This window comes from Mycobacterium sp. AMU20-3851 (assembly GCF_043974665.1).
GTDB lineage: Bacteria > Actinomycetota > Actinomycetes > Mycobacteriales > Mycobacteriaceae > Mycobacterium.
The window spans coordinates 252,956-267,630 of record NZ_CP146371.1 but is presented as its reverse complement, the minus strand read 5'-3'; the positions used below and the strand labels follow the sequence as shown (position 1 = coordinate 267,630).

The window sequence follows — 14,675 nt, the reverse complement described above, 5'->3', positions numbered from 1 at the left end:
GCATAGCCGCACCGCGCGCCGCTATGACGGTGCCAGCACGCTTATTTCCTGTGCACCGTGCCCGTCCGCCACAGCCCTGTCCACGATCCGTGCAAACGCCTCCAGCGCGCCGGTATCCGCGCCCACGTCCCGCGACGTCGCGATCAGGTGATGCAGGGAAGCCTTGACCGACGAGACCGGCGCACTGGCGTCACCGTGATGTCCGGAATCGACCCGTTCAACGATCTCGGCGAATATCGGGCCGAGGATGCCGACTATGCCCAGTGCATGCGGCAACAATTCTCCCGCTCCGATGCCGTGCGCCTTGCCGATCTCGAGGGCATGCAGGAATCCGCCGACCGACGTCCAGAACACGTCGAGCAGTGCCATGTCGTACGTCGCGGCACGATCATATTCGGCACCCAGCCAGGTAGCGGTGCCCAGCACGCCGAACACGTCGGCGCCGGCGTCGTAGTGATCCCGGGGGCCGGCGAAAAGGACGGCGGCGTCCGGAGTCCCGATGGTCGTCGTCGGCGTCATGATGGCACCGTCGAGGTAGCGCCCGCCGAGTTTGTCGACCAGCGCGGCGGTGCGGCGGGCCCGTTCGGGGGTGTCCGAACTCAAGCCCACGATCAGCTTGCCCGCGACCGCATCCCCCGCGGCGTCGAGCACCGTGTCGACGGCGGCATGGTCGACGACATTGATCAGCGTCAGATCTGCCGTCCCGACCGCCGCGGCCGGGTCGGCGGCCGCCTGCGCGCCGCGGACCAGCAACGGTTCGGCCTTGGCGGCTGTCCGATTCCACACGGTGGTACGAAGTTCGGCGTCGAGCAGGGCGCCGGCGATCGCCTGGCCCATTGGGCCGAGACCGAGCACGGCGACGTTCATGCCACCGCCCGCAGACCCTCGATGATGCGGGCGAAGCCTTCGGTACCGTGGCCCGCGTCGATCTGACGGTGGATGAGGCGTTGGACCACGTCGACCACTTCGGTACTCACCCCCTGATCGCGACTGGCGTCGATGATCTCGCTGATATCGGAGAACAGCAGACTCTGCTGGCCGGGTACCGTGTAATCGGTGCCGTCGATGACGGTCGCAAAATTTGGTAACGCCTCGGCGGTCACCTGTAGCCACGGCACTGCCATCGCCGCGAAGTCACCGGCCGTGACGCCCGACGCGGACAGCATCGCGGCGCCGTGGAAGAACCCGGCGAACATGACGTACATTGCCGACAGCAGCGCCAGGTCGTACAACGAGGCCACCCCGGCGTCGTCTCCGAAATATTCGGCGCTGCCCCACAGTTCGAGGACGGCGCGGTGATCCTCGAGCAACTGGGCGTCGCCGCTGTAGAAGATCCGGGATTCCGGTGTCCCGATCATCTCCGGTGTGGCCAGGATGCCGCCGTCGAGGTACGTCGCGCCGAGACCCGTTGCCCACTGCGCCAATTCGCGCGCCCCGGCCGGTGAGGTGGTGGTCAGGTTCAGGAGCCGGACACCCGCCAGCTGGTCGGCCACCGGGTCGAGCACGTCGTGCACCGACCGGTGATCGAACAGGCACACCACGACCAGATCGGCCTTGACGGCCTCCCCTACGGTGGCAGCCACCACCGGGAATCCCTCGGCCTTGGCGGCGCTGCGGTTCCACACCGTGACGCGGTGGCCGGCGCCCGCGACGGTCCGGGCCAGCGCCGACCCCATTTCTCCCAGTCCCACGAAGCTGATGTTCATGGCACCATCGTCGATAGCGCGCGGAGTATCCGGCAAGTACCCACTTTAAAGTGGGATACTTACCTTTACGTAAGCATTGGAGCTGAGCAGGAGCGATCATGACACAGCTTGGTGAGTTCACCTGCGGGCTCGACGCCGCGTTCGCCGTCGTGGACGGCAAATGGAAGCCCCTGATCCTGTGGGAACTGCAGGGCGGCCCCAAACGGTTCAACGCGCTGCATCGCAGCCTGCCCGGCGTCTCGCAGAAGATGCTGACCCAGCACCTCAAGGAACTGCAGCGCCACGGTGTGGTGCACCGCGAAAGCTACCACGAGGTGCCACCGCGGGTGGAGTACTCGATGACGCCCGCCGGCAAGAAACTCCTGAAAGCCCTTGAACCACTGAGCGACTGGGCCGAAAGTCACATCGAGTTGATCTGCGCGGCTATACCCGATGCAGGGTGACGTCGGTCAGCGTGCCCTCGACGATGGACGCGGTCATGTAGGTGCAGAACGGTTGACGCCGCCGGTCGGTCGGCGAACCCGGATTGAGCAGACGTAGGCCCGTGGAGGCCGTCGCGTCCCACGGGATGTGGCTGTGCCCGAAGACCAGGACATCGGTGTCGGGGTAAAGCCTGCCCATCCGCTCATCCCGCCCGCCGGACGCCCCCGTCTCGTGGGTGACGGTGAATCGCACCCCGTCGAGGGTGACGTCGGCGCGCTCGGGCAGTCGCGACCGCAACTCATCCCCGTCGTTGTTTCCCCAACACGCCACCAGCAACCGCGCCCGCTCCTGCAGCCGGTCCAGCAGATCCGGGGTCACCCAGTCACCGGCGTGCAGCACCACGTCGGCCTCATCGACCGCCTCCCACACCGCGGCGGGCATGTCCCGCGCCCGCTTCGGTACGTGGGTGTCCGAAATCAGCAAAAGCCGCACCCTTACCACGCTATCGCAGCCACATCGGGTTGCTGGACCGGCTGCGGCCAATCGCCACGCGAGTGCGCAAAACGGCTCTAAGCTGCATGTAATGCACATGAACGGCGCAAACCCATGCTATCCCGCCGGCCTGGCGGTGTATCTGGCGTTTGTTTGCTGGTTGGCGGTCGGCTGGGGCGGTGTGCAGGTAACCACGATTGTCAGCTCGGTCGGCTTCGTTGCGTTCAGTGGACTGGCCTGCGCATGCGCCGCCGCGGCCGCACACGCCGGACGCGGCACCATCCGGGCCGGGTGGGCCGCGGTCGCCGTCGGATTCCTCGGCTGGGTGGCGGGCAGCGTGATCTGGGCCTACTACCAACTCGTCCGCGGGGTCGAGCCGCCGGTCCCGTCCGCCGCCGACATCGGCTTCCTGGCCCTGCCCGTCGCCGTCGGCGTGGTGTGGGTGCTGCGGACCGCCAACGGCAGACTCTCGACCTTCCGGCAGCTGCTCGACGGTGCCGTCATCGCCTCCTCACTGTTCCTGCTGGCCTGGGTCACCGCACTGCACGACGTGTTCGGCCGCAACCAGATGGACGGCCTGAACTCCACGCTGACCGTTCTCTACCCGATCGCGGCGCTGACCATGGTCACCATGTCGATGCTGGTGTTGACCGCGGTCCCGCCGGGCCGTCGCTACATCCTCGGCCTCGTCACCGTCGGCCTGGTGGCGATCGCCCTCGGCCAGGTCACCACGCTGTACGTGCGGATGTACGACGTGTCCCCCGGCAACCACTTCCCGATCATCAGCAATGTCACCGGACTGCTTATGATCGCGGCGGCCGCGCACATGTCGGCCACCGAGAGACGTCCGCGCCACGCCGATGATCACCGCCCGCTGCGCACGACCATCCTGTGGTTACCGTTCGCACCCATGCCGTTCGCGGTGTTGGCCGCCGCAATCCACCTGTGGCCCAACGCCGGAAGCCGCCCGGTGCTGCTCGGCGCGGCGGTCCTGGTGATCGCCGCTCTGATCCGCCAGCTCACGGTGCTCTTCGAGAACCAGCACCTGCTGGAAGAGGTCGCCGAGCACGCGTTCCGGGACCCGCTCACCGGGCTGGCGAACCGCCTGCTGTTCACCGACCGCCTCGACCATGCGATGGCGTTGCAGCACCGCGACGGACGCCCGCTTGCGGTGCTGTCCCTGGACCTCGACGACTTCAAACTCGTCAACGACAACCTCGGGCACCACTGCGGGGACACGCTGCTGCGCGAGATCGCGGTCCGTCTGCTGCGCACCGTCCCGCCGGGCCATACCGTCGCCCGTCTCGGGGGCGACGAGTTCGCGATCATCATCGAGGCTGGCCCGGATTCCCCCGAGGAGCTCGCCGACCGCGTCATGCACGCCTTCGATCCCCCGTTCCACCTGGACGGGGAGGACCTGTACATGCATCCCAGCGTCGGGGTGGCCGCCGCACCCAACCCGTGGGAACCCCCGATCAGCACCGAGGAACTACTCAAACGCGCCGACGTGGCGATGTATGTGGCCAAGCGTTCCGGAGTGGGCGGGGTCCAGATGTTCGTCCCCGGCATGCAAATCGGCACCGGCGACGGCGACCCGGTCCGCCGGGACAGCGGCCCGATCCAACTGCCCGCGATCTCGGAGATCCGGATGCTCGGCCAGCTGCGCCGGGTCGTGGAAGGCCGCGAACTCCAGCTCGCCTATCAGCCACAGATCTCGCTGGCCACCGGTGAGATCGTCGGCGTCGAGGCGCTGGTGCGGTGGCCGCACCCCGAACTGGGCTTGCTGACGCCCAACCAGTTCCTGCCGCTGATCCGACGGAACAACCTGATGGGCGCGGTCACCGATCTGGTGCTCGAACAGGCGGCCCGCGACGTCGCGAGCTGGTACCAGCCCGGCATCCGGGAGATCCCGGTCGCGGTCAACCTGTTCGCGCCGTCCTTCAACGACACCACCCTGCCCGCCCGGATCGAGGCGGTGCTGGCCCGGCACGGGGTGCCGTCGGCGGCGGTGACCATCGAGCTGACCGAACACTATCTGTTGGCCAATGTCCGGCAGGCTCGGCACGTCATCGAGCAGCTGCGCGGGGCCGGGCTGAGGGTCTCCATCGATGACTTCGGCAGCGGCTACTCGACCATGAGCTACCTGCGCGACCTGCCGATCGACGAACTCAAACTGGATCGCAATTTCGTGGCCCCGATGCTGCACAATCCGCGGGCCGCCGCTATCGTGCATTCGGTCATCAAACTCGCCCACACGCTGGGGATCACCAGCGTCGCCGAGGGTGTCGAGGACGCCGAGACCGTCGAACTGCTGCGCGGGTACGGCTGCGCGGTGGCGCAGGGCAACTACTTCGCCGAGCCGGCGTTCAGTGCGGCGCTGCACGCCCAACTGGAGGCCTCTAGCCGGCGAGCAGCTCCGCCATCCGCGGTATGACCGCCTGCAGTCCCTTCAACGGCCGGATCATCACCTTGAACGAGACGATCTTGCCCTCGGCGTTCCAGTGGATCATGTCGATCCCGTCGACCACGATGCCGTCCAGGGTGGCGGTGAACTCCAGGATCGCCGAGTTCTCGCCCTGCCACTGCTCGACGTAGCGGAAGTCGGTGCCGCCGAAGACTTTCGCTGCGGCGTTCAGGTACATCGCGGTCTTGGCGCGGCCCTGCTGCGGGGTGAACACCGCCGGTGAGTAGAAGACGGCGTCCTCGGCCAGCATCTCGTCGAGTGCCGCCGGGTCGTGTGTGCCGATGAAGTCGATCCAGCGTTGGAGCACCTGCGCAGTCATGGACCCATAGTGCACGCACCGTGCGGTTGCGTGGACCCGAAATGGTATGAATCACGGCGTGTCACCGATTCCGGAAGCAAGCAAATCCGCAGGAAAAGCTTAAGGACAATCTGTGCATCTCGCGCAACCTTATGCGACGCATAACATCCGGTCCGAATCTTATGCTCCGCTCACCAAACCGACTGCTAGACATGGGGACCCAATCAAGATCGTCAACGATGACGCCCGAGGCCCGGGGCCGGTGACACGGCCCGAACCAGCAAGGGGGTGAAGCGATGTCGACACTGGACAGGATCATCGGTTTCTACGGCGGGGCGATGAACGGCGTGGCGTACGGAATTCTGGCCGCCCTGGCCGCGGCCACCGCGTTCGCGGTGGTGTGGCGATTCATCACGCCGGCACGCCCCACCGCGTCGACCGACGGGATCAGCGCCACCGAATTGGCCTATCTGCGATCGGACGCCGCTCCGGTGGTGACGGCACTGGCCGGGCTGCGCGCCCGCGGGCGGATCACCTCCGATGGCCGGGTCGACCCCTCGGTGCCCGCCGGCCCGGAGTCCGACTGGTTCACCCAACGCGTGCTGCAACGCGTCGCCGCCGACCCCCGACATACCGTGCGCAGCTTGATCATCGCCTCGCGCGGCGATCTGCCCACCCTGGAACGGTCACTGTGCGCCCGCGGTCTGATGCGACCGGCGGCCGAACGAACCCGGATCCGCCTGGGTGCGCTGCCGGCACTGGCCGTCACCGCCATGGCCATCGCCTATTGCGTGTATCAGCTGATACAGCTGCCCGCCCGCTCCAGCACCTGGGCATGGGTGACGATGATCATCGTAATCCCGTTTGCGCTGGTTGTGCTCCCCGCCCTGTTCAGCGTGGACCGGCGCACCCGCGCCGGTCGCAGACTGCTCAAGGTGCAGCAGAAGCAGCAGGAGTTCCTCCGGCCGGCCCGGCGCCCGGCGTTCACCACCTACGGTCCGGCCTCGGCCGCCGTCTCGGCGGCACTGTTCGGTACGGCCGCGCTGTGGATGCTCGACCCCGACTATGCGACCGCGGTGGAACTGAACGGCGATACCGACGGCGGTGGCGACGGCGCGAGTTGCGGGGGATCTTCCTGCGGCGGCGATGGCGGTGGCGGCGGGGGCGGCGGCGGCGGATGTGGTGGCTGCGGTGGCGGCGGCGGTGGGTGCGGCGGATGAGCACCGCGGCCCGCGCCGTGCCCGCGCTCGGCGATGTCGGGATCGGCTGGCGCAAGGAGATAGCCGGGGTGGTCGCGGACCTGCGTCCGGGATTCTGTGAAGTGATCGCCGAATCGGTACCCGTCCGTCGCGGCCGGGCCCGGCCCGACCCGCTGCTCACGAAACTGGTGAGCGCCCGGGTGCCGGTGGTGCCGCACGGCGTGGGGCTGTCGCTCGGTGGTGCTGAACCCGTGCAGCCCGCCCGGGTACGTCGTCTCGCCGCATGCGCCGAGGCACTGGCGGCGCCGATCGTCAGCGAGCATGTCGCGTTCGTACGTGCCGGCGGTATCGAGGCGGGTCACCTGCTTCCCGTGCCACGGACCCGGGAGGCGCTGGACGCGTTGGCCGCGAACATCGCACGCACCCGGGCGGAGCTGCCGGTGCCGCTGGCAGTCGAGAACATCGCCTCGTTCCTCGAGTGGCCCGAATCGGATCTCACCGAATCGGAGTTCCTCACCGAACTGGTGGACCGGACCGGGGTGCTGCTCGTGCTGGACGTCGCGAACGTCTTCGCCAACGCCCGCAACCGCGGGCGGGATCCGCACCGGGAGCTGGCCCGGTTACCGGTGGAGCAGGTCGCCTACAGCCATGTGGCGGGCGGGCATCAGGGCGAGCAGTTCTATCACGACACCCATACCGCGGCGACTCCGCCGCAGGTGCTGGAACTGGTCACCTCGCTTCGGCAGCGGGTGGACACCCCGTTCATGTTGGAGCGTGACGGTCATTACCCGCCGGCGGCCGAACTGTTCGACGAGCTGGATGCGATCGCCATGGCCGCCGGTGTCGCACCGGTGACCACCGAGGCACGAAAGGTGTGGACATGACGGAGCGGGCAACATTGGCGCAGCGCCAGGAGGCGCTGGTGCGGGCGTTGGTGGCCGGTGGCCCGGTACCGCCGGGTTTCGACCCGGCTGCCGTCGTCGCTGCGGGAGAGGTGTGCCGGCACAAACGGGATGCCCATGCGGCCCCGGCTTCGGGGCGTGCCCCGAAATGGCCGAGAAGGAAGAACTGAGTGCGCCCGAAGGGATTCGAACCCCTAACCTTCTGATCCGTAGTCAGATGCTCTATCCGTTGAGCTACGGGCGCTTGGTACTGCTATTCAACTATCCGGCGGAGGCGAGAGGATTTGAACCTCCGGTCCCCTGTAAGGGGGACAACTCATTAGCAGTGAGTCCCATTCGGCCGCTCTGGCACGCCTCCTGAACGATCTGAGGGTACCGGACCCCCGGAACCGCCGAGCGCAAAGATTACACAGGCCGGGCGGTCAAAGGCAAAGCGCGTCATCGGGCGCCTCGAGGAGCACCCCTAGAATGGCTGGGTGACCGCCCGTCTGCGACCCGAGCTGGCCGACCTGCCGGCCTACACTCCGGGACGCACCGTGCCCGGCGCCATCAAGATCGCGAGCAACGAGACCGTGCACGGTCCGCTGCCCAGCGTGCTGGAGGCCATCGCCGCCTCCGCCGAGACCATCAACCGGTATCCGGACAACGGCTACCGCGATCTGCGCGAGCGGCTGGCCAAGCACGTCGACTTCGCGCCGGAGAACATCTCGGTGGGGTCCGGATCGGTGAGCCTGTGCCAGCAGCTCATCCAGATCACCTCGACCGTCGGCGACGAGGTGATCTTCGGTTGGCGCAGCTTCGAGATCTACCCGCTACAGGTCCGCACCGCCGGTGCCACCCCGGTCGCGGTGCCGCTCAAGGACCACGTGCACGACCTGGACGCGATGGCCGCCGCGATCACCGACCGCACCCGGCTGATCTTCGTCTGCAACCCGAACAACCCCACCTCCACGGTCGTCGAGCCGGCCGCCCTGGAGGCCTTCGTCGAGTCGGTGCCGTCGGACATCCTGGTCGTCATCGACGAGGCCTACGTCGAGTACATCCGCGACGGCCTGCTGCCGGACAGTCTCGGCCTGGTCCGCAAGCACCCGAACGTCGTCGTACTGCGCACCTTCTCCAAGGCCTACGGGCTGGCCGGGCTGCGCATCGGTTACGCGGTCGCCGACCCGGACATCGTCACCGCACTGGGCAAGGTGTACGTCCCGTTCACCGCGACCACCATCTCCCAGGCCGCGGCCATCGCCTCGCTGGATGCCGCCGAGGAACTGCTGGCCCGCACCGACGCCGTGGTCGCCGAACGCGCCCGGGTCAGCGCCGCATTGACCGAGGCCGGTTACGAGGTGCCGCCCTCGCAGGCCAACTTCGTCTGGCTACCGATGCCCGGCCGGTGCGCCGAGTTCACCAACGCCGCGGCCGACGACCGACTGCTGGTGCGCCCGTACGGAGAGGACGGCGTGCGGGTGACGGTGGCCGCGCCCCACGAGAACGACGCGTTCCTGGCGTTCGCCCGGAAATGGATCCGGCAGTGATCCGGGCAGGGACAGCCGCCGCCATCGGTCTGGTCGCGCTGGGCCTGCTGACCGGCTGCGGGCGGACCACCGAGGGCACGGTGGCCCAGACCACCGAACCGGGACCGCCGCTGTCCTCGGCGCCCAGCCGCCCCGGGTTGCCGCAGTTGCCCACCTTCCCCGGGCTGCCCGACATCACTATCCCGAACTTCCCGATGCCCGGCCAGCAGCCCGATGTGCCGGACGTGCCGGCCCCGCCGAACGCGCTGACGATGAAGTGCACCGAGTTCAACAAGCTCGATGCGGCCACCAAGAAGGCCGTCGTCAACGCCATCCTGGAAAACGAACAGTCGATCCTGGGCCCGGACAACATCGACATCGCCCGATCGCTGGCCGAGGCGGTGTGCCAGTTCCTGACCGGCGCCACCGTCCGGGAGGTGCTGCTGGGCGGGCCCGTACCTTAAGGTTTCGCGCGCGGGTTAGCCTGACGCCATGGCATACGAATCCGTGACCGTGGACATCGCCGACCATGTCGCCCGGGTGACCCTGATCGGGCCGGGCAAGGGCAATGCGATGGGGCCGGCGTTCTGGGCCGAACTGCCCGAGGTGTTCGGCACTCTGGACGACGACCCCGAGGTCCGGGCCATCGTGCTGACCGGCTCGGGCAAGAACTTCAGCTATGGGCTGGACCTGGCCGCGATGGGCGCCACCCTGCCCGGTCTGGACTCCGGAGCCAAGGGCCGGCTGGACTTCCACAAGAAGCTGTCCACCATGCAGGGCGCCATCAACGCGGTGGCCGACTGCCGCACCCCCACCATCGCTTCGGTGCACGGCTGGTGCATCGGCGGCGGTGTGGATCTGATCAGCGCGGTGGACATCCGCTACGCCAGCACCGATGCCAAGTTCTCGGTGCGCGAGGTGAAGCTGGCCATCGTCGCCGATGTCGGCTCGCTGGCCCGGCTGCCGCTGATCCTCTCCGACGGCCACCTGCGTGAACTCGCCCTGACCGGCAAGGACATCGACGCGGCACGCGCCGAGAAGATCGGTCTGGTCAACGATGTGTACGCCGACGCGGACGCCGCCCTGGCGGCCGCGCACGAGACCGCCACCCAGATCGCGGCCAACCCGCCGTTGACCGTGCACGGGGTCAAGGACGTGCTGGATCAGCAGCGCATCGGCCGGGTCTCGGAGAGCCTGCGCTATGTGGCAGCGTGGAATTCGGCGTTCCTGCCGTCCAAGGATCTGGGTGAGGCGGTCACCGCGATGTTCCAGAAGCGCCCGCCCCAGTTCACCGGGGAATAGGGGTCCAGCCGAGGTCGGTCTTGGCGGCGGTGTTGGACAGCGGCAACCAGGCGGTGCCGAACGCGATGGCCGGATACGGGGCCACCAACCGCACCAGACGGCTCGACACCGGAATCGGCGGGGGCCTGCGCAGCCGCGAATTGAGTTCGCGCACATAGTCTGCGAACGATTGCGGCCGGTCGTCGACGATGTTGTAGATCTGTCCGGGCCGGCCCTTGTCCAGCGCATCGGCGGTGGCGCGGGCGACATCGTCGATGTGCACCCAGGACAGCACCCCAGTGCCCGTCAACGCCGGCATAGCCCACCATCTGGCCAGCTTGCGGAACAGATCATCGTGGGTCACCCCGGGACCGTAGAAGACGCCGTAGCGCAACACGATTCCCTCGGTCGCACTGTGCTTTCCAGACTCCAGCACATTGCGTTCCATCCCGCGCAGCGCGGCGAGCATCTCGTCGCCTCCGGGCGGCGGCGGCCCCGGGTAGGGATCGGATTCATCCAGCGGCGCCGGCCTTTTCGGCCCATATCCGTAGGCGAAGATCACCGATTCCGCGATCACCCGGCGCACCCCGGCACGCTGCGCCGCGGCCACCAGATTGCCCGCCCCGCGCGTCCACAGCTGTTTGGCCGGTTCGAAGTCCTTGATCCGTTTGGGCCCGAGCCTGGGCAGCGTGGTCAGCAGGCTCACCACCACCTCCGGCGCGAATTCGGCGACCACCGAGTCGATCTGGCCCGCATCGAGCACGTCGGCGATCACCGGCCTGGCACCCTGCTCCGATATCCGCGCAGCCTTGGCCTCTGACCGTGTCACGCCCAGGACATCGTGGCCCCGCCCCTTGAGTTCCCGCAGCAGCGGTATGCCCGGGACGCTGGTCGCCCCCGCCACCAGTACACGCATTTATCCGACCCCCACCTTCTGTTCGACGATGCTCTTGCTCAGCGCGATGGCCAACAGGCATGTGGTGAACACCAGCCCGGCCGCCTCCAGCCAGCCCACCCACTCACCTGCGCCGTGGTGCGGGTCGACGAGGTGGCTGACGGCGTGCAGCGCCCAGTGCGCGGTGGCGAAGGCCAGCGCCGGCACCCGCCAGCCCGGCAGCCGTACCGCGGCCAGCATGAGCAGGCCCAGCGGCAATTCGAACGACGCGTTGTCGAATATGTAGTGGTCGTTGCGCACTCCGAACGCACCCAGGGTCTCGAAGAACACGCCCGGTGCCACCAGCATGAAGATGCCCAGCACGACCGAGTAGATCCCGAAAACCAGCAGTACCACCTTCGGCATGCTGATCACGCTAGCCGCCCAATGGTGTCCGAGTAGGCTCCACTTTCATGGAGGTTTCGGGTACCAGTTCGGGTCCGGAGCTCTTGCTGGAGCTGGACCGGGGCCGGGCCGTCCCACTGCATCGCCAACTGGCCGACGGACTGCGCGAGGCCGTCCGCTCCGGCCGGCTGGCACCGGGGACGCGGCTGCCCTCGAGCCGGGTACTCGCCGCCGACCTGGGCGTCTCACGTCGCTTGGTGGTCGATGCGTACAGCCAGCTCAGCGCCGAAGGATTTCTGCACAGCAGGCACGGAGCCGGCACCCGGGTCGCCGCCGTCGACGCGGCGCCGCTCGCCCCGGCGGCACCGGCCTCCCGCGGGAGCTACCAGATCGATTTCCGGCCAGGCTCACCGGATCTGAGCAGCTTTCCCCGGGAAGCCTGGCTGCGCGCACTGCGCCAGGGCCTGGCCGAAGTCGAATCCGGGGCGTTCGGCTACGTGTCCCCACACGGCCTGCCCGCCGCACGCACGGCCGTCGCAGACTATCTCCGGCGGACTCGCGGAGTCATCGCCGACCCCGGTGACATCGTGCTGTGCTCAGGGGCCACCCAGGCCGTCGCCTTGGTGGCACGCATCCTGGAGGGTCCCCTGGGCGTCGAGGATCCGTGCTTCTGGTTGCACCGGATGGTACTGCGACACAACGGTATCGAGCCCGTACCGGTACCGGTGGATGCCTACGGGCTGGACGTGGCAGCCCTGGCGGCCAGCGGTGCCGCCGCGGTGCTGGCGACCCCGGCGCACCAGTCCCCGACCGGTGTCGTGCTCTCCGCGGACCGGCGTGCGGCACTGCTGGACTGGGCACGTGCCGGCCACCTCGTGATCGAGGACGACTATGACGCCGAATACCGTTACGACCGGGCCCCGGTGGGGGCGCTCCAGGGCCTTGCCCCCGATCGGGTCATCTACATCGGGTCCACCAGCAAGACCCTGGCCCCCGGGCTGCGCATCGGGTGGATGGTACTGCCCAGGCACCTGGTTGCGGCCGCACGCTCGGCGAAAAGCCTTGCCGACACCGGCAGCTCGGTGATGGACCAGATCGCTTTCAGCCGGTTGTTGAGCTCGGGCGGCTACGACCGGCACCTACGCCAGATGCGCAGGCGCTACGTGTCCCGGCGCAACGCCCTCATCGACGCGTTGGCGCGACATCTACCCGAGGCCACGGTGCTGGGCACCGCAGCCGGGGTACATCTGACCGTGGTGCTGCCCGCGGACTGGCCGGTCGACGCGATCGTGCGCCGGGCCGACGAGCGCCGGATGCGGATCGAGGCACTGGCGCCCTGCTATGCCGATACCGACTGCGCGCCACCGGGTTTGATCCTCGGATACGCCAACCTGACCGAAGCGCAGATCGAGTCCGGCGTTCGGATGCTACGAAGCGTCGTGTGCCCCGGCCTGTAGCTGCTGCAGCAGTTGCAGCGACAGGAACGTCATCGGACCCTTGTCCTCGAACCGGTCCGACACGTTGCCGGCGATGCCGCCCTGCACGGCCAGTTCACCGATCAGGTCCAGCTTGAGTTGCGGGCTGCCCTCGGCGAAGTCGAGATCGGCCAGGTCCACCCAGACGATGTTCGGGCGGGTGGTGGACTCGTAGACGTAGCGCTTGTTGGTCAGGTCGAGAACCACCTGCCAGATGGTCTGGGACGCATCGGGTTTGCCTGGGTCGGGGATGCGGAACGGCTGCGCCGCGTTGCGGATCACCGAGAACATCCCGGCAATCGCCTCGACCTGCCCGGCCGGCCTCGGTAACCGGCTCGCGTAGTAGCTCGCCCGCGCGAACCGGTCGGAGGCCAGCGTCGACCCCGGCAGCGGGTTCGATCCCCCGAGCCCGTCGAACGCTTTCACCAGCTCCAGCTGCTGGTCGAAGGTCGGCGAATTGGTCATCACCCGGTAGTCGCGGCCGTGGTAGACCTTCGCCTTGCCGTCGATGTATTCGATGATCGCCGAGTCCCCGGTGGCGTCGTCGAGCGCCAGATGGATGGCGGGCGGCTTGCCGCCGGTGGGGTCGTCCATCTGGACGACCTGCACATCGGTCTGCTCGATCCAGGCCACCGCATCGGCGACCGTGGCGAAGTTGTCCAGGAAGTACTGCAGCCAGATCGCCTGGCTGAGCTGGGTGCGGTCGGGATCCGGTGTGCCGAAGGTCGATTCGGCGAGCCAGAGCACATGCCCGGCCAGCCCGGCCTCGTTGAGACCGTCCACCGAGATGATGTCGAAGGCGGTGGCGATGACGCTGCCGTACCTGGAGGTCCACTGCAGCTTGCCGCTGACGCCGTCATCGCGCTTCACCCCGCGCGGCTGCTTCCACAAGTTGGTCATCAGATCCTTGTGGAAGTCCATGTTCCGTCCCACCAGGACCGCGTCGCCGGCGTCCGGCCAGATCACTCGGGTGCACACGCGCAACAGCCTAGCCGTGGCCGCGCACGAAAGTCTGGCGGTGGCGGAGGGATTTGAACCCCCGGACGGTGTTAGCCGTCTCTCGCTTTCAAGGCGAGTGCATTAGGCCGCTCTGCCACGCCACCGCGGAACAGCCTAAGCGGTCTACACCCGTCCGAGTTTGGCGGGCCGAGCATTGGACTGCAGCCCGGCACTGATCCGGCGGCAGTTCTCCCCCGTCGCGGTGATCTGCGAACGGGACAACCGGCCCAGATAGTGGTTGCGCACCCCGGCGCTGTAGGTCTGTCTCGCCTCGGCCAGCAGCGCCCGGCCCTCGTCGGTGATGGTGGCCAGCACGCCGCGCCGGTCGTCCGGGCTGGCGACCCGGGTGACCAACTGCAGCTTTTCCAGCCGATGGATCTGCCGGGTCACCCGACTGGGCAGGGACATCAGTCCCTCGGCCAGATCCCCCATCCGCGCCGAACCACTGTCCGAGGTGTCCAGAATGTCGAGCAGGCGGACATCATTGAGAGCCAGGCCATGAGTATCCACCAAGGACCTGTTCAGAGTCGCGTACAACCGTAACGCCGAGTCCAGAAAATTTTGCCAAGATTTCTGCTCAGCGATATCCAAGCCTGGCATGGTGCTTGCCGTGCGGCCACCGATGATCGCTTCCATGGCCAAATCTTAA

The 14,675-nt window shown here is 67.9% G+C and carries 17 protein-coding genes and 3 tRNA genes; 9 read left to right on the top strand and 11 right to left on the bottom strand.

Features of this window, described 5'->3' with window-relative positions; translation table 11 throughout:
• Window positions 1-21: 21 nt before the first annotated feature.
• Together V4U86_RS01295 and V4U86_RS01290 are read right to left on the bottom strand one after the other, a co-directional pair.
• Window positions 22-867 carry an NAD(P)-dependent oxidoreductase gene (locus V4U86_RS01295; RefSeq protein WP_395309506.1) on the bottom strand — a complete coding sequence of 282 codons (846 nt, stop codon included), beginning with the start codon at window positions 865-867 and terminating at the stop codon, window positions 22-24.
• Window positions 864-1,706, bottom strand: a complete 843-nt coding sequence (locus tag V4U86_RS01290; protein WP_395309505.1) for an NAD(P)-dependent oxidoreductase — start codon at window positions 1,704-1,706, stop codon at window positions 864-866. Before V4U86_RS01290 ends, V4U86_RS01295 begins: the two co-directional genes overlap by 4 nt.
• 98 nt (window positions 1,707-1,804) lie before the next feature.
• Between V4U86_RS01290 and V4U86_RS01285 the strand changes: the two genes are divergently transcribed.
• Window positions 1,805-2,149, top strand: coding sequence for a winged helix-turn-helix transcriptional regulator (locus tag V4U86_RS01285; protein ID WP_395309504.1), 345 nt, complete (start codon window positions 1,805-1,807; stop codon window positions 2,147-2,149).
• On the opposite strand, the gene V4U86_RS01280 is transcribed toward V4U86_RS01285, so the two are convergent.
• On the bottom strand, window positions 2,130-2,621 hold the full coding sequence (locus tag V4U86_RS01280; RefSeq protein WP_395309503.1) for a metallophosphoesterase family protein: 492 nt from the start codon (window positions 2,619-2,621) through the stop codon (window positions 2,130-2,132). The two genes, V4U86_RS01285 and V4U86_RS01280, sit on opposite strands and share 20 nt — an antisense overlap.
• A 91-nt stretch (window positions 2,622-2,712) precedes the next feature.
• Between V4U86_RS01280 and V4U86_RS01275 the strand changes: the two genes are divergently transcribed.
• On the top strand, window positions 2,713-5,055 hold the full coding sequence (locus V4U86_RS01275) for a putative bifunctional diguanylate cyclase/phosphodiesterase (RefSeq protein ID WP_395309502.1): 2,343 nt from the start codon (window positions 2,713-2,715) through the stop codon (window positions 5,053-5,055).
• Here V4U86_RS01275 and V4U86_RS01270 read toward each other — a convergent pair.
• Window positions 5,021-5,404, bottom strand: a complete 384-nt coding sequence (locus tag V4U86_RS01270) for a nuclear transport factor 2 family protein (RefSeq protein WP_395309501.1) — start codon at window positions 5,402-5,404, stop codon at window positions 5,021-5,023. The genes V4U86_RS01275 and V4U86_RS01270 overlap by 35 nt on opposite strands.
• Window positions 5,405-5,679: 275 nt before the next feature.
• Here V4U86_RS01270 and V4U86_RS01265 point away from each other — a divergent pair, with 275 nt between their 5' ends.
• From V4U86_RS01265 to V4U86_RS01255, 3 genes are read left to right on the top strand one after another with little or no spacing between them, the layout of a single operon-like run.
• Complete coding sequence (locus tag V4U86_RS01265) at window positions 5,680-6,603, top strand: TIGR04222 domain-containing membrane protein (RefSeq protein WP_395309500.1); 924 nt, start codon at window positions 5,680-5,682, stop codon at window positions 6,601-6,603.
• Window positions 6,600-7,466 (top strand): DUF692 domain-containing protein, encoded by an 867-nt coding sequence (locus V4U86_RS01260; RefSeq protein WP_395309499.1) that lies wholly within the window; start codon window positions 6,600-6,602, stop codon window positions 7,464-7,466. The genes V4U86_RS01265 and V4U86_RS01260 overlap by 4 nt, the downstream gene beginning before the upstream one ends.
• Window positions 7,463-7,654 (top strand): hypothetical protein, encoded by a 192-nt coding sequence (locus V4U86_RS01255; protein WP_395309498.1) that lies wholly within the window; start codon window positions 7,463-7,465, stop codon window positions 7,652-7,654. The genes V4U86_RS01260 and V4U86_RS01255 overlap by 4 nt, the downstream gene beginning before the upstream one ends.
• A gap of 1 nt (window position 7,655) precedes the next feature.
• Here the strand turns inward: V4U86_RS01255 and V4U86_RS01250 are convergent.
• A tRNA-Arg gene (locus tag V4U86_RS01250) sits at window positions 7,656-7,728 on the bottom strand.
• A 25-nt stretch (window positions 7,729-7,753) separates the two neighbouring features.
• Window positions 7,754-7,842, bottom strand: a tRNA-Ser gene (locus V4U86_RS01245).
• Between the two features lie 118 nt (window positions 7,843-7,960).
• On the opposite strand from V4U86_RS01245, the gene hisC reads away from it, so the two are divergent.
• From hisC to V4U86_RS01230, 3 genes are read left to right on the top strand one after another with little or no spacing between them, the layout of a single operon-like run.
• Window positions 7,961-9,013 (top strand): histidinol-phosphate transaminase, encoded by a 1,053-nt coding sequence (gene hisC, locus V4U86_RS01240; protein ID WP_395309497.1) that lies wholly within the window; start codon window positions 7,961-7,963, stop codon window positions 9,011-9,013.
• Complete coding sequence (locus V4U86_RS01235) at window positions 9,010-9,456, top strand: hypothetical protein (protein WP_395309496.1); 447 nt, start codon at window positions 9,010-9,012, stop codon at window positions 9,454-9,456. The genes hisC and V4U86_RS01235 overlap by 4 nt, the downstream gene beginning before the upstream one ends.
• A 28-nt stretch (window positions 9,457-9,484) precedes the next feature.
• Window positions 9,485-10,294: a crotonase/enoyl-CoA hydratase family protein gene (locus tag V4U86_RS01230; protein WP_395309495.1), complete on the top strand. Its 810-nt coding sequence runs from the start codon at window positions 9,485-9,487 to the stop codon at window positions 10,292-10,294.
• On the opposite strand, the gene V4U86_RS01225 is transcribed toward V4U86_RS01230, so the two are convergent.
• Together V4U86_RS01225 and V4U86_RS01220 are read right to left on the bottom strand one after the other, a co-directional pair.
• Entirely contained in the window at window positions 10,281-11,189 is a 909-nt protein-coding gene (locus V4U86_RS01225; RefSeq protein WP_395309494.1) for an NAD-dependent epimerase/dehydratase family protein, read from the bottom strand. The two genes, V4U86_RS01230 and V4U86_RS01225, sit on opposite strands and share 14 nt — an antisense overlap.
• Complete coding sequence (locus V4U86_RS01220) at window positions 11,190-11,573, bottom strand: hypothetical protein (protein WP_395309493.1); 384 nt, start codon at window positions 11,571-11,573, stop codon at window positions 11,190-11,192.
• 47 nt (window positions 11,574-11,620) lie between these two features.
• On the opposite strand from V4U86_RS01220, the gene V4U86_RS01215 reads away from it, so the two are divergent.
• On the top strand, window positions 11,621-13,009 hold the full coding sequence (locus tag V4U86_RS01215; protein WP_395309492.1) for a PLP-dependent aminotransferase family protein: 1,389 nt from the start codon (window positions 11,621-11,623) through the stop codon (window positions 13,007-13,009).
• Here the strand turns inward: V4U86_RS01215 and V4U86_RS01210 are convergent.
• From V4U86_RS01210 to V4U86_RS01200, 3 genes are all read right to left on the bottom strand, one after another.
• Window positions 12,980-14,005, bottom strand: coding sequence for a linear amide C-N hydrolase (locus V4U86_RS01210; RefSeq protein WP_395309491.1), 1,026 nt, complete (start codon window positions 14,003-14,005; stop codon window positions 12,980-12,982). The two genes, V4U86_RS01215 and V4U86_RS01210, sit on opposite strands and share 30 nt — an antisense overlap.
• A gap of 35 nt (window positions 14,006-14,040) precedes the next feature.
• A tRNA-Ser gene (locus V4U86_RS01205) sits at window positions 14,041-14,130 on the bottom strand.
• 19 nt (window positions 14,131-14,149) lie between these two features.
• The gene (locus V4U86_RS01200) at window positions 14,150-14,662 is read right to left on the bottom strand and encodes a MarR family winged helix-turn-helix transcriptional regulator (protein ID WP_395309490.1); all 513 of its coding nucleotides are present in this window, start codon (window positions 14,660-14,662) and stop codon (window positions 14,150-14,152) included.
• Window positions 14,663-14,675: the final 13 nt, after the last annotated feature.